The organism is Thiothrix winogradskyi (genome assembly GCF_021650935.1).
GTDB classification, from domain to species: domain Bacteria; phylum Pseudomonadota; class Gammaproteobacteria; order Thiotrichales; family Thiotrichaceae; genus Thiothrix; species Thiothrix winogradskyi.
The window spans coordinates 1910821-1930038 of sequence record NZ_CP091244.1 but is presented as its reverse complement, the minus strand read 5'-3'; the positions used below and the strand labels follow the sequence as shown (position 1 = coordinate 1930038).

At 47.9% G+C, this 19218-nt stretch carries 11 protein-coding genes; 1 reads left to right on the top strand and 10 read right to left on the bottom strand.

Going from position 1 to position 19218, the window contains the following annotated elements; all coding sequences use genetic code 11:
• Positions 1-13: 13 nt before the first annotated feature.
• The 10 genes from L2Y54_RS09775 to L2Y54_RS09730 form a co-directional block, all read right to left on the bottom strand.
• Positions 14-886, bottom strand: coding sequence for a DUF4007 family protein (locus L2Y54_RS09775; protein WP_236501681.1), 873 nt, complete (start codon positions 884-886; stop codon positions 14-16).
• 14 nt (positions 887-900) lie between these two features.
• Positions 901-6342 (bottom strand): ATP-binding protein, encoded by a 5442-nt coding sequence (locus L2Y54_RS09770; RefSeq protein ID WP_236501680.1) that lies wholly within the window; start codon positions 6340-6342, stop codon positions 901-903.
• Between the two features lie 16 nt (positions 6343-6358).
• Positions 6359-7198 carry a nucleotidyl transferase AbiEii/AbiGii toxin family protein gene (locus tag L2Y54_RS09765; protein WP_236501679.1) on the bottom strand — a complete coding sequence of 280 codons (840 nt, stop codon included), beginning with the start codon at positions 7196-7198 and terminating at the stop codon, positions 6359-6361.
• Entirely contained in the window at positions 7189-7833 is a 645-nt protein-coding gene (locus tag L2Y54_RS09760) for a type IV toxin-antitoxin system AbiEi family antitoxin domain-containing protein (RefSeq protein WP_236501678.1), read from the bottom strand. The genes L2Y54_RS09765 and L2Y54_RS09760 overlap by 10 nt, the downstream gene beginning before the upstream one ends.
• Positions 7834-7937: 104 nt before the next feature.
• Positions 7938-9590: a hypothetical protein gene (locus L2Y54_RS09755; RefSeq protein ID WP_236501677.1), complete on the bottom strand. Its 1653-nt coding sequence runs from the start codon at positions 9588-9590 to the stop codon at positions 7938-7940.
• A gap of 17 nt (positions 9591-9607) precedes the next feature.
• Positions 9608-12031: a phosphorothioated DNA-binding restriction endonuclease family protein gene (locus tag L2Y54_RS09750; RefSeq protein ID WP_236501676.1), complete on the bottom strand. Its 2424-nt coding sequence runs from the start codon at positions 12029-12031 to the stop codon at positions 9608-9610.
• A 3-nt stretch (positions 12032-12034) separates the two neighbouring features.
• On the bottom strand, positions 12035-12859 hold the full coding sequence (locus tag L2Y54_RS09745; RefSeq protein ID WP_236501675.1) for a phosphoadenosine phosphosulfate reductase domain-containing protein: 825 nt from the start codon (positions 12857-12859) through the stop codon (positions 12035-12037).
• Entirely contained in the window at positions 12856-16296 is a 3441-nt protein-coding gene (locus L2Y54_RS09740; RefSeq protein WP_236501674.1) for a hypothetical protein, read from the bottom strand. Before L2Y54_RS09740 ends, L2Y54_RS09745 begins: the two co-directional genes overlap by 4 nt.
• Entirely contained in the window at positions 16293-17219 is a 927-nt protein-coding gene (locus L2Y54_RS09735) for a DUF4007 family protein (RefSeq protein WP_236501673.1), read from the bottom strand. Before L2Y54_RS09735 ends, L2Y54_RS09740 begins: the two co-directional genes overlap by 4 nt.
• Positions 17220-18476, bottom strand: a complete 1257-nt coding sequence (locus L2Y54_RS09730) for a cysteine desulfurase family protein (protein WP_236502018.1) — start codon at positions 18474-18476, stop codon at positions 17220-17222. It abuts the gene before it with no gap.
• Positions 18477-18677: 201 nt separating this feature from the next.
• Here L2Y54_RS09730 and L2Y54_RS09725 point away from each other — a divergent pair, with 201 nt between their 5' ends.
• The gene (locus L2Y54_RS09725) at positions 18678-19124 is read left to right on the top strand and encodes a ProQ/FinO family protein (RefSeq protein WP_236501671.1); all 447 of its coding nucleotides are present in this window, start codon (positions 18678-18680) and stop codon (positions 19122-19124) included.
• The last annotated feature ends 94 nt before the right edge of the window (positions 19125-19218 follow it).

Sequence of the window (19218 nt, the reverse complement as noted above, 5' to 3'; positions counted from 1 at the left end):
TGTTCAATCCTGTTTAAATAAGTTCGCTGTAGATATTGCTCACGGCCTGCGCTGTCGTCCCCAAACGCAGCAGCATTGCTGTTCCGGTGTACCGATCCAGTTGTATCAAACCCTTGTCGACCATCCATTCCAGCCAACGGTTGATGGCTACATCGTCCCAGCCCATTAGCACGAAACAGCGGCTTTCCCCCGCCAAGCGGTCTAGTGCTATCTGGTTTTCACCTGCAAACAACTCATCCCAAATAAGATAAAGGTAGGCGGCATAAACGGGGTAATAGCTCCGCTCAGAGGGTGCGGAACAACGCTCAATAATGGCATCATCCCCGCCGCCTTGCTGACGCAAGGCAGTGATCATCCCCAGACAACTTTCTTCTAGATAAGTCCGTATCGCCACGCCCACCAGTGATTTCGTGTAGCTTTTCTCACCGTGTCGTTCAATCAGGAAAGCGAGAAAGTCCTGTTGACTAAAATTCGTGCCAAGCCGGAAATGACTTCCTGCAAACAAGGTAAACCAGGCATCTGCTACGCCTGCTGGTGGGGAAGCCAAGTCCAAACGACGGCACAACATCAAATGCAGTAACCAAAGTGTATGGGATTCACCGAGATAACGGTCTTCCTGAAACACTACCCGCCCTAATGCAGTCAAACCCAGTTGCCATTCCCCAGACTCCCGATACGCAGTCACCAAACCCATGCCTTGGCAGTAGTAAATCATCGGCTCAACCTTGCCAGTATCCTTCCCCGTAGGGATACCTGTTTGTTTACCAATGACCGTCTTCTCACCTCGCCCATTCTCAGCAGCAAATGCCAAGAGCTTTGCCAGCAAACGCCGCTCTGGCAAGAAGGTTTGCGGGAAATTCAGCGGTAAGGATTTGCGTTCTATCATGTGTATCTTATCCTTCATCCGCCGAAATTACGCTGTTCAAGCGCAGTCACCGACACCAGTACCGCCATGACCCTCAAAGACCCAGTGGAAGTCAGCACCGGCCCCAGTGAGTAACATTGTCCCTTTTCCAGTTTCGATAGCCTTTCAGCCCACTCGGCCTCTGTGCCATTGCGGGAAGTAACACTTAATATCTTGGCAAACGACTTGATTTCCGTATCAGCCGGTTTGAAGAACAATTTATGTCCTGCCTGGAAAAGTCGGTCACGTTGCTCTTGATCAAAGTTGCTAGTGGTTTGGGTTGCGAGCATGAGGGAAAGACCAAACTTGCGACCTTCCCGCAGCATTTTGTCAATGGGGGAATCACTACTGTGATTCAGGTTCTGGATTTCATCCAGCACCACCGGAATGGGGCGGTTTTTACTGCCAGTATTGCAGGCATGGTCGTATAAATCCCACAAGGCAAACTCAGTCACAATCCGGTAAATATCGCGTGAAAGCCCCTTAAGTTGCAGCACATTCACCAAGGCATCCGCTGAAGTCATCATGCCGTCCCAAGCCGACTCGTTACTCTCCCGGAAGGGTTGGGATTTAACGAAAGGCTCCAGTTTGTTTGCCAAACCTTCGCCCGTAGCCCCTTCATCACGCAACATTGGTAGCATGTCATCTAACGTAAAGTTACGTCCGCTAGCAATGCCAGCTTCCAACACGCGCGTCAAAGTGGCTGACTGCTGATCACCCATATTGAATACGGATGTAAAAATACTGGTAATGCGGGTTGCTACGTCAAATGGGCTTTCTTCAAACGCTGGCATATCAGGGTCAATAATTTGCATCTGCCGACGGAAGGGGCTGAGTGGCAATTTATCAATACGGACATAGTGATTTTTGGGCTTTGCTACTTCTGCAAACCGTTTTTCAACCTGATTGGGCAGGAACCCGTCCGTGTAATCAATAATGGCAGAGTGGAGCTGTTGGGCTGCCATTTCAGCCAGTAAGCACTGGATACCATACGTCTTGCCAGAACCCGATGAGCCGAACAGCAGCATGTGGCGGTTAGATAGTCCGGGGTGTCCATAATGCCAGTAAACAGGCGCTCCATTGGCAACATTCTTACCAATCAATAACTTTTCTGGCACGCTAGGCAATACACTCACACTTATGGGAGCTGGGTCTGAAATAGGCGGTGTAGGTTTGATTTCAGCAGCAGGAATAATTTCCGGCACAGGAACTGGCTGTACTGGCTGCCCTTCATGTACTGGTAGTCTTTCCACTGCTGCTACTGCGGTTGCTTGGATAACAACAGGTTGCACTATGCTGGGTGGTTCTACTGATGGGAACGCTGGCGTAGATACTGTATTTACTGGTTCAGCAACAGGTTTTGCCACTGTGTAGGTATCCGTCACAAACGTAGTGGAGCCTTCCATTTCCGGGGAAATGCGGATAGCTTCGCCCTCAATAACCAAGTTTTTAGGGGCTACATTCTCAAACAACGCCAGCAAACCTTTGTAGCCCATTACCCAATGGTTGAGCATAAACCCATCCGGTATCTGGAAGGGTTTTCTGATGGCATAAGGCGACAAAGCGTATTTATTCAAGACAGGCTGTGCATCAGGCATATCCGTCCAGAACGTGAAGATGGTACTTTGCCAAGCCATTTCGTAATAGCCTTCCGCCACCTTCTCCAAAGCTGTATTAAGCTGCTTCTGTTCATCATCGGAAAGTGAAACGACTGTGCGGGAAGTCAACGCCCGTTGCAATTGCGCCCACCAATAGCGGCGGTCGAAGTAGACCCGCTGAATATCCTGGCGGTGTGGTGCAAACAATTGTGTCAAGTGGCTCAAACCGTCCTGTACCTGGTCAACGGCTTTTCCCAGGTGGCGTTCGGATTGTTTCGCCAACTTGCATTCAATCACCGTTGCTTGAACCAGCGGGATGTCGTTCTCACGCAGGATTAGCGAAAGCTGGAGCAAATCCGGGCGCAACGGGGTGTCGCTGCCGATAAACCAATGCGTGAATGCATCAAGCGGGAGGAGTTGCGTCATCACTGCCTGCCGGGGTTCTGCCAACATCCGGTGTATGGCAGCAAAACCGACTACCTCACGGATTTTTTCACCCTGTCCAACCACGGCACGTAGCGAAGACAAACCAATGACCTCTTCTGCTTCTTCCACAATCCGGCTCGCGGTCGCATCCAACATTTGCCCATTATGGAACGGTAACAATCCGTTTAGATGGTTTTTCACCAGCATGGTTAAGTGTGTCAGCGTGTCCTGTTCGGTTGAAATCGACAGGTTCAATTCACCATAAGCCCCCAGGCCGGAGGTGAAACCGACAATCTTACGCTGGCTGTCGTTACCGCGTTTGCCGAGTAGGCGTTTATCAATGAAGGGGTCAACGCAAGCCACCCATTGGGCTGTTTGGTGCAAGGTCTCAACCACTTCATGCCAGGGGGCATAGTTGACTGCCCCAAACATCAAGTGTTCAGCACCTGACCCCTGCGGATGGCGCAAACGCGCCGAGAGGTCAGCGTGCCACGTTTGTATCCGCAAGCGGCGGTTACTCAGCAAACTTTGCCGTTTTAAATCATCGCCTTGCTGGATTGGTCTTGGGTATTCACTGATAGGGAACTTGCCCAGGTCATTGAAATTCAGTTCAAACGGTTCTGCTGCCTCCACATGCCCCGTCATATCGTCACCAAGGAAACGGAATAGGAACGCGATGTCATATAAACGTAAACGCTGTTCTTTTTTGAGCAAATCATTAATGTCTTTGCGGGTAGGGGCAAAACGATGCCCAACCGACAAATTAAGCCGCCGACCTTTTTCGCGGAACTGCTCAACCACATCATCCCGCCACAGGGTGAGTTTTTTCTCGACTGAAATCGGGGATGAGGAAGTGGAATACACCATTAACTCACAGAAAAAAGCAGGCTGGTTACTGCCAGTCTTGTCTTTCAGATACTCGCGCAGGAAATTATCAATCCCGGACAGGATCAAGGGTACATTCTCAACATGGACAGCAATAATACGCAAACCATCAGCCGCGAAGGCATACAGGCTTTGGTAATGTTTCAGCACATTGCTAATGATTTTCCCGTCTTCTGAGGCGTGTTTGATCTCGCTCAGGTCATCCTCATTATCATCGTCTTCCCGCAGCAGGGTTTGCACAGCAAGACTTTTCTCACCTGAAGGCTGTTCCCCCAGATAATGCAACAAGTTGAAACTCTTGACCTTGGCGGATAGCTTGGGGATGTCATCCACCACCAAACCTGCTAAAGGACGCTGGATCGTGACCAGATTCAACAGTCGTTCCAATGCTTGCTTGGCTTTGGGGGCTTTTATGTCCTGCTCACGCACATATTCGGCAATCACTTCATCAAAATGATCCCGTAAAAACAGCTCACGCGCCCACGTCAGCTCCAGGACAGCAGGTGAAATACCCACAGCAACGGCAGAGCGTATAAATGGGTCATTCGGCTGTATGGCTGGGTCAAGCAACAGGAAGGCTTTATAAAACCGCCGCAACAACTCCATGCTACCTTGCTTACTCCGATCCAGTACCCCAGTTGCCAGCTTTTCGTAGGCTGGTTCAAGTTGTGGGTAATACTGGCGGGTCGCGACGAAATAGCCTTGCTCAACATAGGTTTTCAGCCAAGTACGGTAGACTTGCGCCAAAGCCCGCACTTGTTCATTCAACTCGGCATCAAGACTTTTCGGGTGTTGTCGGTCAAGCCCCTCCATCAGGTCAATGACCTTCACCATGCCGATGGCGTTATTGACCAGACGGTTTGCCTCTTCTTCATCGGCTGCAAAATACAGGGCAGTCATCTCTTCTGTTCCCAGCGTAAATGCAGGCAATATGGAAGGGGACAGCTTTTTGGGTTTCCACTCATCCAAGATTGCTTTGGCACACTGGAAACGTACCCGTTCTGCATGGGTAGACTCGAATGCCCATTCATAGCGGCTGGAATATTCCGTTCCTTCTTCACCTTGATGACTGATGAGGCTGACTTTAAAGCGCAAATGAGGCCGTTTGCGGCTAACGCGGTAACTTTCAGGCTCCAGATTGCAGATAAGTTTGATACTGCGTTCCCATTCTTTAGGGGGAAGAACCGCCTGTTCATCATCAACCGGCAGGCGCAACTCTATTTCTTCCAACAGTTCAGACAAACCACCTAAACACCCTTGCAATAAGACTTTTGCCAGCTCATTACCACCAATACTTTCATCGGCATCGGTATCCAGATCGTGGTTAAATTGTTCAGCCACTACCCGAATTTCGGTTACGTAATCTGTCCATGTTTCAGACTCGTCTTTGCATTCCTTGGCAAACTGTTGCACAGTTTCCCAAATAGCCAGCAGGAACGCTTCCATGCTGGAGCCACGCAAGCGGGTATTTTTATCACGGATAACCTTGGGGGCTTTTTCGCGGGTTTTCAGCCGTTTGACCAGCGTGACCATATCCGTGTGTAATAGACGATCTCTGGCATTCGCATCACCGCTGAAAATAAAGCTCTCCAACGTTGCGCTGTAGTCTTTGACATCTTCGTAAGCGACGGTTGTTCCAAAGGTTTGAGGCAATACAAATTCAGCTTCTTTGAGTAGCTTATCCACCTTTGCCCACGCCTTGTTCTGGTCATTTTTGCTTTTCAGCTTCTGGTGGGAAATCAATGAATCCGAATCTTTGATGATCCCTTTGGTTTCTTTGGCTTTTTTCACCTGCTCAGTCGATAACGCCAAGGGTGGAATGCCCCAGAACGGCAGGTGCTGGTAGAAACGAGCCAGCACTTCATTCAAGCTATCAACATTCCCTTTCGCGGGTAACAGTTCAGACTCAAAGAACTCGGCAAGCCTGAGCAAACGCCGGGGTTTGATGGAAAATAATTCCTGTAAGGCATTATCAAAACGCGCAATGTCTGGTTCGTTGTGATCGGCAAGCCCCACACGTTTGGCTAGTTTGATGAGCCACGGTTGATAGCTTTGCCCCATTTTGTTCCAGATACGGGACTCGTCAATCAAGTGGAAACTTTGAAGTCCACCTTGGTCTGAGGTATGACTTAAGCCAATCAGTACAACAATCAAAGCATCAGTGTCACTTGACTTAAGTTTATTACGATACCAAGTCAAGCGATCTGCTTCGTCAATCCAGCGTAATGTGCCGTCGGCATCCACACCACCCAAATCCTGCATTTTGCGGGTCAGGCTTTCACGCGATTCACCGGAGTGAATTTGCCATGCGTCCCACAAACCTTTGGCTACTTTGAAATGGCATTCCAGACGCGAGGATTGGGAAGCCTGCAAACGCTTTTCTTCCAATGTTGCTAAAAGCTGGAAGGTGTTATCGGGTGACAGGCTTTCGATGATAAAGCGGGCTTCTTGTGTACCACCCTTGGCATCCTGAATTCTTGTCCACTCACCGATCAGGTAATCTGCCAAGTCTTCAACAAACAGGTTCATACGTATTTCTCCAGAATTAGAACGGCTCTGTCAGCCTATGAGCCAGTTGTAGAAAGTAGTCTGTTGACCAGATATTCAGTACCTTGGCATCGGGTATGAACTTCACAACATCCTGCTTGGCATTCTCAAAATCTACCGACCTAATGCGTTGCTGCAACAATGCTTGTAGCTCAGCATGGGTCACGGCCTCTTGCTGAAGAGAGCCACTTTCATAAGCGCGTCTGGCAAAATGCGCCAGATTGGGGGTAACGGCATGGCGAACATACCACTCAAAATCGAACCAATCGCGCCCTTTAACCCGGTTTTTCCATTGGCGGAACAGCAGTGCATGTAGCTTCCCGGCAAACAGGTCGGGCAAGGAATAGCACTTGACGTAAAAGGAAAACGGTTGGAGCAACAGCCTTTCTTCGGTCGCAAAGCCCAGTGGCGGTAGGGTGTCTACCTCAAACTTGATTTTGACTTTGCGGGTACTGCGAATATTCAGGCTGAACACTTGGGTGTTGTTTTTCAAAAAGGCAGATTCTATCTGGCTGTCGGCAGTTTTCTGCTTGACCGCAATGTCGACCTCCAGCCCCAGTGCCTTGAACTCGGCAATGACTGCTTTGAAATACGGTTGCAAAGAAAACCCGGCATCTGGCTGTAGCAATGAAAAATCCAGGTCTTCAGAGAAGCGTGGCAAGCCATGAAAAATCCGCAGGCAAGTGCCACCGTAAAAAGCCGCTTGTTCAAAGAAACCGGCGCGGTTCAGACCCGCGAGGGCAATTTCCTGCATGACTTCCCGCAGTGCTTGATCATGCTGCTCGGCAGTAGTCAGCGGGTAGCGGCTCAGCATTTGTTCCAGCAAGCTCATTGCCATTGTTTGATAGCCTCGTGTAAATGCCCTAGCAGTTCTGTTTTATGCCCGGATTGTGAATAGGCTGCGATGATTTTCAGATCAATCATGCCCGCTTCATCCGCATCAAACCTCAGGTCATCCAGCAGGAAACGCTGCATGGATTTAACCGAATGCACCCGCAGGTTGCGGGTCAACACCAAGCGGTCACACAAGGCTTTTGCAGGTGTGGCGAGCAGGCAATAACCACCACCTTCCGCTGCTACTGACTCCATGCCAATCGGGTACAAAGGGTTGGGTAGGTGTTGGTAGGAAAAACGCCCTACACCCGTTTCTAATGTTTGGCTGCGCCGGGTTGTTACTGAGGTAATTTCCAGCACTTTTTCCGGGATCAAACCGTGATGCCATAGCGCATAGTCGAGTGACACACACGAAGGCCCATACAGCAGGTTGGCAACCAACAAGCGTTCCACTGGCTTGCCGGTCAATTCGGGGGATACCACATACAAACCGCGTTTTACGGGCAGCAGCACGCCTTCATCCAGCCAGCGGGAAATCTTGTTATTGGGTGTTTTGTAGTCTTTGAGCGCCGACATCAAGGTCTGGTGCATGATGGGGATATTGCCGAAAGACTTAAGCTGTAACTCCGCATTGCGCATAGCATGACCGTTGAAAATGATTGATTAGTTTGATTTAATCAAACTAAATATGCAAAATCAACGTATATCCTCCTTCTGACATCCAATAGGCTCTTCATGACGGATTAGATGGTTTGCTCTTCGCCCGGATTCATGACCATCGAAACAGCATCTGATAACTCGACCAAAAAGCCGCCTTGCTTTAGTGCCTCCTCCACCCACGTACTGCTGGAGGCAACGGCGTAAGTATCCCCATCCGCTTCCTTGCCAATCCACTGCAAAGCGACTTTCAATTGGTCACCACTAATGGCAATGCCGTAATGGGCAAAAATACGTTGATAGAAGTGGGTCAGACGGATGCGCTCACCGGGACGTATCAATGCCGCAACCAAGAAGCGTAACAACCCTTGATGCAATACGAAACGTGTCCCTTGACCTTGGCGTGGGATGACTAAGCCGAGGTCTTTGGCAAGTTTCTTGAATATATCGTATCCATGTTTGTTTGCTTCGCTATACGCATCTTTATTAGACCGAGAGACAGGTTTAGGTAACATTTCATGACGTAAGACGCGATAAAGTATATTATCAATTTTTTTAAATGATTCATGTGCCATTTTTCTAAGAGAGTCAGTAGGAGGCGCATTCTCATTTACTGCAATCCAAACATAATTTCCCACAAACCCATGAGTAGGTAATTCACACTCATCAAGCCGGTTTGCTTGAAAGCAGTGACTTCTCAAAACTTGCATACAACACAAAGTTTGCAATAGATCTAATTTTTCTAAGTTCCCTAAGTTAGATGCACATAAATTTCTAACTTCCATCGCAAATAACAAAGCTTCAATTTTACTTGAAGCGGGAATCCATCCCAATGTTGCATGGTTAGGATTAATATCATATCCATGTAAAGCACTGCTAACAAAATCTATTGCATTATTCAGTGATCCAGATCCACTTGTTAGTAATGCAGACAATCCATCTTCAACATCTTTTTTGATATTTCCAATAAAAGCTTTAAGATGATAATAGGAAGGAATTTCAGAGAAAATCTTTATGTCTTCGGATTGAATATTGTCAAATAAATTCACCAATTGCAAAAAAAGCGATTCTCCTCCTCTTGCCATGAAATTATGTCTATCATGAACAAAATAGTTCATGACTCCATCATCATCAGATTGCTTCTCAGGATTGCATCCTAGTTTATCATTGTAGACCCAATCTAAGTCTTTATCTTTAGCACCACTTTTTCCACTGTGCAACCAATCTATTTCTCGTGACAAAAGACTTGTTGATGCAGGTAAGAAACATTGTGTAACCCATGTCCTATTACTAGATACACCAACAAACCCATTGAGTAAACTTTGTAGAAGCTGAATTGTTTCTTTCTTGTTATTTGCATCCCCATCAATTTTTTCAGCAAGTATTTTTAAAGAACCCATATACGCCTGACGGTGTGCGGGATGACGAGTTTCCAATTTTGAGTTGGAAAAAAATGAAAAAAGCTTCAACGCAACCTTATCTTCAGGATAATAAGCTGGCTTATTTTTATCAATGTAAAATTGAAACTCCCCATGAGAAATTACATGATCTTTTTCGAGCATCTCTTTTTTCTTTGGAGATGCAAAGACCAATAAAAACTCAGCAAGGTACTCAACTGGCGTTTGATCCTTGTAATAGCGTTTACCATACAACCTTATGGCAGGATTTTCCTTAGCTTTGTCTTTCTCATCTAAATTATTTGCAGGGAATCGTTGAAGTATTAAATTTTCACGGTTCATAAGCTCAACTCCAATTCTCACTTAACTCTTAGTTTGGTCTTGCCATTATTACTATCAAAAAGAAAACGATGGATATTGACAGCTCCATCTATTCCTGTTTTTAGTAACACAATTTTATTGTTGATTTGAGAATTTTTTCGTGAAACTTGCAATAGTTTGGAACGAAACCATTCTAATTGTGCTAAGTGAATAGGCGTCAATTGCCCTCCAAGACTTCCAATGCTTCGGGCTTGGATATAATCAAGCAATGGCAGAGTGAGCATTAGTCGAGCCTGACCGTCTCGATAATTCAGAACAGGTAAATATTGATTGTCATCATAATTTAGTGAAAAGTCTTCATTGCTTAGGCTGGCCATGACGATCTGCACAGGTTGAACTGCTACACGGTCAGCACGACGTAATGTTAGGTATAAGAAATCATGGCTTTCAAATTGCCTTGCACTAAAGCCAGAATAGAGTTCTAACAATACCTTCAGAATATTATCTTTAAAGACATCTTGTTCTGAATAAGATATATCGAAAGCCTTATTGCGTTGCCAACGGTCAAATTGGCGTAGTTTGGGTGCTTGTAGGAAATTGTCCAGAAACGCATCCAGCCCTTTATCGTTTTTATCAACAACCTGCCCGTAAAGGTAAGCCATGCGCCGCAATGCAAAACGCCAACGCACGCCTGCCGGGTCACGGGCATAGGAACGCCAGCGTTTTGCTACTGGTGCTAATGCTGGTGGCAAATCAACCCAAGAGGTTGCATCATCGGCAATCAATTTACGCTCGAAATCAACCGCAAATGGGCTGCCAAACTCCAGCCGCCGTATTAGCTCTATTGCCTTGAAAGCACCTGTCTTCTCTGCGATTTCACCACGCCGATACCCAAAGAAACTTTCGCTGAACAGGATACCTTCCAGCCCCTCATCCACATTGCCACTGCTGGCTTGGGTGTCGTAGGCATGATCATGCGCTTCTGTACAACTCAGCCCACCCGTTACGGAGAAGGCAAGATGGGCAACGATTTGCCGCAGTGTCAGACGCTGTTCATAAGCGGTTAGCCGTTGATAAACCCAGCGTACCCGGTCAATAACATCACCTTGCCGTAAGGCTTGCCGGTTCTTGCGCAGAGGGCAACTATCCTCAACGTCACACCCTTGACACTCTGACCAACCAGAGTGCAGCAGCATTTTCTCCAACACTCTTGCACCTGAATCCACATTGTTCAGGCGCGTCATATTCAGAATCACCAAGGGCTTGCTGGTATCGCCTAATCGCAAGGTATGAGTGGTAAGCTCAGCTTCTTTATAGGGCGTATCCAGCTTTTTCAGGACTTCATTCTCAACCCAAGCAACATCCGCAATACCGTGATTTTTGACGAACTCAGACAAACTGTTCAGTAACGGCCCCGTGTTGCTGATAATCAACCAACTACCTGGTTTGCCAAAGGCATCATCTAACCACCTTAAGCGATTTGGGGCGCTCAACTCGCTCATATCTTTGACGATGGAAATCTCCCGATTACCAGCACGCATCACTTCCCGCTCTTTCAGCTTGTGCTGAAGCGGTTGATTGGGTGCGTAACCGTGCAAATGCTTAAAGACATCCAAGGCAACTGTGGACTTACCATCACCCGCATGACCTGTCAGGATAATGACCTTATCCTCACCAGAGGTTAGCGCGTCTTTTACCGTTTTGGCTAAAGGGAATGCGACATACAACTCATCAAAATAAGGACTCAATGCTTGTGACTCTGCCAAGGCATTGGAGCCATCGGCGGAGAGATTATGCAAAGAATTCAGATAACCAATATAAGCGTTTTGATGATCTTTGTTTTTTGGCTTTAACACAGCGATTATGTCAAATAAATCCAGATTGCCTTCACCAATACCATCATTCCGCTCAGCCATCACTGGCTCTGGTAAGTCAGATACAGTCCCCATATCCTGTTTCACTCCATACAATGTATTGTAAGTCGTTGCATGATCTGCGCTCGGTAGCCCGACCGCTGCACGCAGCCCCTGATGTTGTTCAGGCGCAAAATAACGCCCCAATAGCAAATCAGCCGCATCTAACACCAAGCACTTATTGTTAGATAAATCATCATATACTTCTTTAGAAAAGCCTGCTCTAATGCCATCCTCAATCAGTTCAGTTTTAAATAAATGACCTGCGGATGTTCTTTTCAAGGTAGAGCTTTTTTCTACTTCCCAGATACCATCGTTTTCAAGCTTTCCAAATGGGTAGTGTGTATTGCCATATTCAGAGCCTGCCAAATAAAAGCCATTGAATAGACTCATTAACTTCTGACTTGCCTCATCAAAAGAAATGAGTCGCTCTCGCCCTCTCCAACAAAAACCAAGATAAGCCAACAACAACAATGGCTTGTGAAGAAAAAATTCCCCATCTTCCTTGTAAACTGATATATTAGAAAACTGATTAAGGATGTCTTTCATTTTTCATAATGTGCAAATCAAGCACCCTCCATCAGAGTCATCATCATCAATATTGTCAATTAGTCTTTTCGATTTCTTCATGGTGTTTTTTGAAGAAGTACTATCAGGTCGTGAAATTAATTCATCTAAAGTACCGACTGAACTCCATGTATAACGAACGCCTGTTTTCTCATCCGGCTTCTCATATTTTTTTGCTCTTTCAAATAAATCAGGATGGTGTTCCTTCAGCCCAATCCATTCTTCTTTTCGTTGAAAAAAACAAAAATAACAACCAGAACGGCTTCTCCATTTATAGTATTCGGGTATGCCAACCCCAGAAGAGTCAAGTATTTTAAAAACATCTTCCTTATCTAAGCCATCCTCTCTAAATGGCATTCTGGTTTTTATATTAGGCTTGCTTGAAATATAGCCGACCCTTTCTGGCTCATCTGCACGGATACCAATATAACTAACCGCCTCATCGTTACCTACGAACTTCTCAAAAGGAATCAATTTAAGATTAATCGTACACCACCGTTGTTGTGGCGAGGGAAGATAATCTTTATGCAACTTTAAATAGTAACCAAAAAGACCATCCTCACTACTAGGATCATCTTTGAATCCATCAGGCATAAGTTTGACTATCGGCTTACACAAATAATCTTCCAACTTATCAATAAACTCCAGAGTTTCGGGGAGTTCTGCACCAGTATCAGAAAAAAAGTATTCCATCTTTTCGTGAATTTCGGGGTATTTATCACGAATGTAAATAGCCAGTGCCGAGCTGTCTTTGCCACCAGACAATCCCAATAAATGCCGAACTGGTTTTTTTTCTGCTACATCAGTCATTGTTGAAGATCTCCACTTTGCCCTTTTTGTGATAAACGCCCCAGTAACGTTGCGATAATCGCCAGTTGCTGTGATTCGTCCATACCATTCAAACCTTCTGCAATTTTCCCCGCCTGTGTTGCAACTGCCGCCCGTTGCGAATCAGACAATTGCACCACCCGACTCATTTCCCCATGCGTAGTATCAACCCAACGGATCAATACGGCATCTTGAGTACGCTCTGGGTTGGGCATTGCCAGCCGCAGCTTCATCAAGTCCCGCAACTGCTGCCCACGCTCTTCCAGCCGCAATTCTGCCTGCAAACGGTTTTCATCCGTCCACTTCTTCGGCGGTATGCCCTCTATCAGTGTCGCAATGGATTCAAGCCAAGCCTGATCAGAATCATAACCCGCATCCCCAAGGCGACGGATAAATGCCCCCAGTACCTTTTGGTCAGGCGTGTACTTGTCCAGCCCCTCATACCGCTTTGCCAGTTCTGCCCGTAATGACGGTAAGTCAGGGATGACCTCATCCAGCAACACCTGATTCAATCTTGCCTGCCAATGCTCCAACAGTTTCCCGTAAGCAGCATTCAACTCACGTAACACCGCCACCAATCGCTGAATAAACGGCTCTACCACCGCTGAATCACCCGCCGCAAAAGCCTCAGGATCAACCCCACACGCCAGTGGCAACTCCTGGAACAACAGGATTCCTGGACTTTTGGCCTGTGTGAAAATCTTCCTCACACGCTCAGCATCCGCACTCAACCCCGAACAACGCTGGGTGTAGAGTGGCAAATTGGAAATAAAGCGTACCAGTGGCCCCACAATGTCCAGCAAAGTGGCATCTTCACGCACCTTACCCACGACTGTTCCCATGTACTGGTCAAACAGGTCGCCGCGCAAACCCTTCAGCTCGAAACGTTCCAGTGCAAACAATTCCGGTCGCCGACACAATAATTCAGCCTGTGCCAAGGTCATTTCGTCAGAAAACACGCCTTCTTGGTACAGTGCCACTTCACGGCGACAGGTAAGGAAGTAAGCAATCAGGAAGATAGGCAATAAGCCCAGTTTGATACCGTAGGGCGGTTGACGCAGGGTGTTGTAGATTTCGGTGAGCGGTACTTGCCTAGCCCCGGTATTCCCCAATAGGTTGGTAATTTCATCCCACATGGGTTGCAAACTATTCGGGAGCTGGAACAACGGTTTCCCATTATCAAGGATGTTGGTTGGTGCAGGTGCATGAATCCCCCAACGCCCCTGTTCTTCCCGGTGCAATCCCGTCTCTTTGAGCAAGGACAAATACAAGCTCATTTCCGCTGGCGTTTTTTCAATGCCAAGGTAAGGCTGGTCTGCTGCTGACAGCATGGCATTGATCAGCCGTTTGCGCCCGGTATTGGCACTAGCGGAAGGTTTGTCCCAGTTGGCTAACTCGTTACGGATGCGGGGTGCTTTGGCGTAATACACTGTCATCCATTCAGACAGTTTTTCCTGTAACACGCGGCGGTTACGCACATCCCACACACTACGATCATCTGACCATCGCAGGGATTCCGGTTCTTCCAGCAAAGTACGTAGCAGCTTGCCCATTTCAAGATCGGCATTGTGTAACCAGTCCCGATGTTCACGCTGGGCAACTGGGTCTTGGTGCAGGGCTGCATGGTGTTTGGGTAATTCCTGCAACGCTAATTGGGTGATAACCGCTTCCCGCAGCCGCTCGGTGAACGTGCAAATAGCAAGCACATCGTGTCGACCAAATTCATGGGAATCAGGTACTGATTCGCCCTCTTCAGCAAGGTAGAACACGATTCTGGGCGATGAACCCGGTTTCACCTTATTGCGTGTCGTGCGGGACGCAAAATACGGTGTGAAACTGCGTAATGTGCCGGTTTCAATCGTGGCGCGACGCGCAACTATCGGTTTGAAGGGAGACAAGACATTCAATTTGTCTGCAAGGGATAAACTCTCGAATTCCGTCACCGCTTGTTGCAGGTTGCCAGCCAAGTCGAAATCAGTGCCTTGCCAGACCCTGAATTCTTTGTTGTAGCTGCGGAAGTGGATGATGGAAGCATCAGCCAGCCGTTGGCTATGCTGCTCAAAGGCATTACCAAATGCCAAGCGCAGTATGGCATTGCTCGCTTTCAGGCCACGTTGCCCACCGACAAGATTGAGCAACCCAATGGTTTTCAGCAAGCCCACGGCTGGGTCATCCGGGGCAACATCAAAGCGTTCCAGTGCCGTCACCACCTCAACCCAACGATGGTAGGTCAAAGGATCAGAGAAACCACCGGGGTGATTCAGCATGAAGTAATCGTACAAATCAGCGGGCATGATCCAATCGCCCAGCGTCAATTGGGCGAGACGGAAACGCAGGCCAAACGGCTCCTGGCTACCAAGGTATGAAAACAGGGTACGTTCGTTCTGAGCGACCTTCTGGCACAACACCGGCAATATCAGCGTTGTGAGTGGATGCAGCGGATAACATTGCCCGAACAGGTCTTTGGCGCTGCGCTGATCCATCCCATGCGGTAATGCACCCTCATCAGTGAGTACCGTTACCCATGTATCCAGTTGTGCTTGCGTGGTTGGAGGTAACTGGAGGCGGTTGTCAAAAGCTGCCGAGACTATCCGCAATGACTGTTCCGCCGGTTCGAGGAAAGCCAGCGTATTGAAACGCCCCTGTATTTTCTGCCATTCATCCCGCAGGTGTTTGCCCAAACGCTGGGTGTAATGCTCAAACGATTGGTGCAGCATCACAATGATATGCAATGGCGCAGCATTGCCTTGACGCGCATGTTCTGCCAGCAGTTGCAACAGATGGATTTCGCGGTTTTGTGGGTGATAAGCTTCGTATTCGAGGAATTTCCCCAACTCGTCAATTTCGAGCAATACCCCATTCCCGCCCAGAGCAGCCCATTCCAACTGGATTTCGTCTATCAGGGCAATGACCTGATCCATCGCCAACGGTGTCGTGGTTTGAGAGGCAACCCTAACTTTGCGGCATAGCTTCGCATCCACCTGCTGTTGTTCCAGTGCATGGGCAAAAGCCGCCAGCAATTGCTTGGTCAACGACGCAGGGATGCCATTGATGACTACCCGGAGAAACCCCCGCTTGCCAGCCGTTGCTTGAATGAAACGTGGCAGTAATGCCTTGGTATGATCATGCTGCCCCAGCACGGCAATCGCCGCCTTATGCAAAGGGTCATCTGCTGATGCCAGCAAGGCGGAAAGGAATAAGGCAAAAGCCGATTTTCCTGAGCCATAGGGGCCAACCAAAGCCAAAGCCCGTTCGGCTGGCTCTTGACCCATGCTGATAGCAACTTGCTCAAGGGCTTGCAACGATTTGGCAGTCGGCAGATAAGCCTTCACCAATTCCAGATTGCCAACATCACGCTGCAAATTAACGGAACGGGTATAGCCTGCCCGAATGCGGATTTGTTCGTTCAAACCACTCATACTGCTTTTCCCTTGTAGTAGTTTGATAGCACGTCTTTCGGCTGCTGAGGCGGTGTTAAGCGGTATAACTGGTTCAAGCCTGCTGTATCACGTAACTCATACGTGAGAGGGTAGTGTTCCAACACTTGGTTCAAACAGGTCATCAGCCCTTCTTCAGTCAGACGAAAAACAGCACCAGGTGCTGCCCAACCTGTTCCGCCATAGAGCAACTCACGCACCGGAATCGCTGCTTCCTGTTTATTCCCCTGTTGCCCAACTTGATCCGCAAAGCGTTGTTGCAAAGCAAAGTGCATGGCAACCGGCGGTAAAAATGGGCGCAAAGTCCTCAAACTGCTGTAACCATAGCCTTCTTCCGTATCCACCAATTGCAGGGACGCCAAGGGTGAATCGAGATGATCCTCCCCGCCACGGCTGGCAACGGGGGAATACATGCGTAACAGTGTAGAGAGGTCGGATTTGAGAGTGGTATGCGCTCGCTTGATGCCCAGTTCCTGTTCTACAAAATCTTCCAACGACTGCAAAGCATCCTTGTCACGGAAACGGGGTGCGGAATAGTGGTTGAAGAACCAGAAAAAGCCGGTTGCGAGTTCAGCATTCGAGGCAATCAGCCAATGGACAATCCAAAGGGTCGCTTCATCTTCCAGATAAGGGTCGCCATCATTGCCCAGTAATGCCTTGCCCAATTCAGAGACTTCTCCAACACCTCCTTCAAACTTCACTAGCCCTGTTACCTGTAACCAGTAATACAAGGCATTGACCATGTTGCGCCCAATACCCAGCTTGGTCATGGCGTTCTCATGTTCACGCTCATGAAAAATGTCCCTATATTTGCCCACAACTTCAACCCCTTTGGTCAGCCAGCCATACCGCAATGGGAAGGTTTCATGGCGTCCAAACGTAGTTTTGTTTTTATTCAATTTCATTCAATCCAGTTCCTGCATCCGGCGCACAGCAGCAGTAATCCGCTCTACAGCCTGTGAAATATCTGTCATTGTGTGATAACGGCTAAAACTCGCTCTGACAGCCCCGTATAAGGCATCACCTTCCACTCCCATTGCCCGTAATACATAGGAGGGGTCGATTGTCCCTGATGAACAAGCAGAGCCGGAAGACAAGGCTACTGTTGTTGCAAGCTGGTTGAGTAGTGCATCACTGCCTATCCCATTGATGGAAAAATTGACAATATAAGGCGAACAACGTTCCCTGTCACCATGGATTTTTATGCAAAACTGCTGTTCTAACTGCTCAATAAATACTTTCTTTAACTTGGCAACATAAGGGTAATCCTGCTGGCGACGACTTGTAGCAAGCCGTAAAGCGGTACTCATGCCTGCAATCTGATGGGTAGCCAGGGTTCCTGAGCGCAGCCCAAACTCTTGTCCCCCACCATACAAGATGGGTTGTAGACGTAATTGACGCCGATTACGGATGACCAGGCATCCCGCCCCTTTAGGGCCATGGAATTTGTGGGCTGACAGTGAGAGCAGATCAATCGGTGTCGCAGCGAGATCAATCGGTAGTTTTCCGGCTGCCTGAGCCGCATCAACATGGAACAGTACCCCTGCTTCCATCAAGATATTGGCAATCGCCTCAATGGGCTGTATCACACCTGTTTCGTTGTTGGTATGGATCAAGGAGACCAGCAAGGTATCAGGGCGCAAAGCCTCCTTTACCGCTTCCGGTTCTATCCATCCCTGGCTGTTGGGGATCAGGTAAGTAACCTCAAAACCTTCCCGCTCCAAAGCATGGCAGGTATCCAATACTGACTTGTGTTCTATTGCCGAAGTGATCAGGTGGCGACCATGAGAAGCATGGGCAAGTGCAACGCCACGTAGAGCCAGATTGTTTGCTTCAGTTGCACCAGAAGTGAAGACAACTTCATCGCTTTCACATCCCAGTGCTTTGGCAATTTCCACACGGGATAACTCCACTGAAGCTGCCGCCGCTTGTCCTGGTTGATGTTTGGTAGATGATGGATTGTAATAGCAGCCACCCACTCCCAGATAAGCCATCATCACTTCTATTACTTCCGAAGCAACTGGTGTAGTGGACGCAGTATCAAAATAAAGCGGTTCTTCAGCCATCGTCTTCCAACTTCCCGATTGCGGACGATTAATGAGGTACGAAAGAAATACTGCCTGCCAGTAAAGCCCAACTAACACAGGCAAAAAATACAGCATCACTTCGTGATACCCGGAGGGTACAACACATAAGGACAAGATAAAAGAAGCGTTTATAATAATAGCAGATTAATACTGTCTATTTCAAAATTGCCTGAATAAATTTTTGGCTACATTACCCTTCCCTTGCCATCATTTTAGTAGCAGTGATCAGATCCGCCCAAACATAGCCTTTTTCCTCCCATCTTTTAAAATAACTACATGGACAAGAACAGCCCTCAAACTACTACCAAACGCCCCATATTGAGTCTGAAGAGCAGACCCAAAGGCAACACATGCACACTTTCCGCACCAACGCCCCACACCAAACCAGTCACGCACCCAGAACCAAAAGGCTCTGATACAGTCGCCAACCAACTGGCTGAATGGCTCAGTCAACAATCCAACACCTGGCGTAACCAACACCCTCTCAAGCTCGGCATCATCCAAGACATCTATGTCCTCTTGGGCGACAATTCCCCTTACTCCAAACGGGTCATACATAAAACCCTGCGTTGGCACACATCCCGCACCCAATACTTACGCAATGTTCTACAACACAGCCAGCGCTACGGGCTGGATGGTCAAGCTGCCGGAGAAGTAACAGCAACCCAGCGCCTACACGCCAAAAACGAGCTGAATAAAAGATACCAAAAGCCTGGTCAATAAAAGCACAGATTACACCCCGATAAAGCAGGAATGCCCGCCTATACTCCTATCAGCCATTACATTTACACACTCTGTTGAAAAGCGGGTAAAAGTT

Coding starts and splice junctions, on each gene's coding strand:
- L2Y54_RS09775 (WP_236501681.1), bottom strand. CDS start 886: ATGATAGAACGCAAATCCTTACCGCTGAATTTCCCGCAAACCTTCTTG.
- L2Y54_RS09770 (WP_236501680.1), bottom strand. CDS start 6,342: ATGAACCTGTTTGTTGAAGACTTGGCAGATTACCTGATCGGTGAGTGG.
- L2Y54_RS09765 (WP_236501679.1), bottom strand. CDS start 7,198: ATGGCAATGAGCTTGCTGGAACAAATGCTGAGCCGCTACCCGCTGACT.
- L2Y54_RS09760 (WP_236501678.1), bottom strand. CDS start 7,833: ATGCGCAATGCGGAGTTACAGCTTAAGTCTTTCGGCAATATCCCCATC.
- L2Y54_RS09755 (WP_236501677.1), bottom strand. CDS start 9,590: ATGAACCGTGAAAATTTAATACTTCAACGATTCCCTGCAAATAATTTA.
- L2Y54_RS09750 (WP_236501676.1), bottom strand. CDS start 12,031: ATGAAAGACATCCTTAATCAGTTTTCTAATATATCAGTTTACAAGGAA.
- L2Y54_RS09745 (WP_236501675.1), bottom strand. CDS start 12,859: ATGACTGATGTAGCAGAAAAAAAACCAGTTCGGCATTTATTGGGATTG.
- L2Y54_RS09740 (WP_236501674.1), bottom strand. CDS start 16,296: ATGAGTGGTTTGAACGAACAAATCCGCATTCGGGCAGGCTATACCCGT.
- L2Y54_RS09735 (WP_236501673.1), bottom strand. CDS start 17,219: ATGAAATTGAATAAAAACAAAACTACGTTTGGACGCCATGAAACCTTC.
- L2Y54_RS09730 (WP_236502018.1), bottom strand. CDS start 18,476: ATGCTGTATTTTTTGCCTGTGTTAGTTGGGCTTTACTGGCAGGCAGTA.
- L2Y54_RS09725 (WP_236501671.1), top strand. CDS start 18,678: ATGGACAAGAACAGCCCTCAAACTACTACCAAACGCCCCATATTGAGT.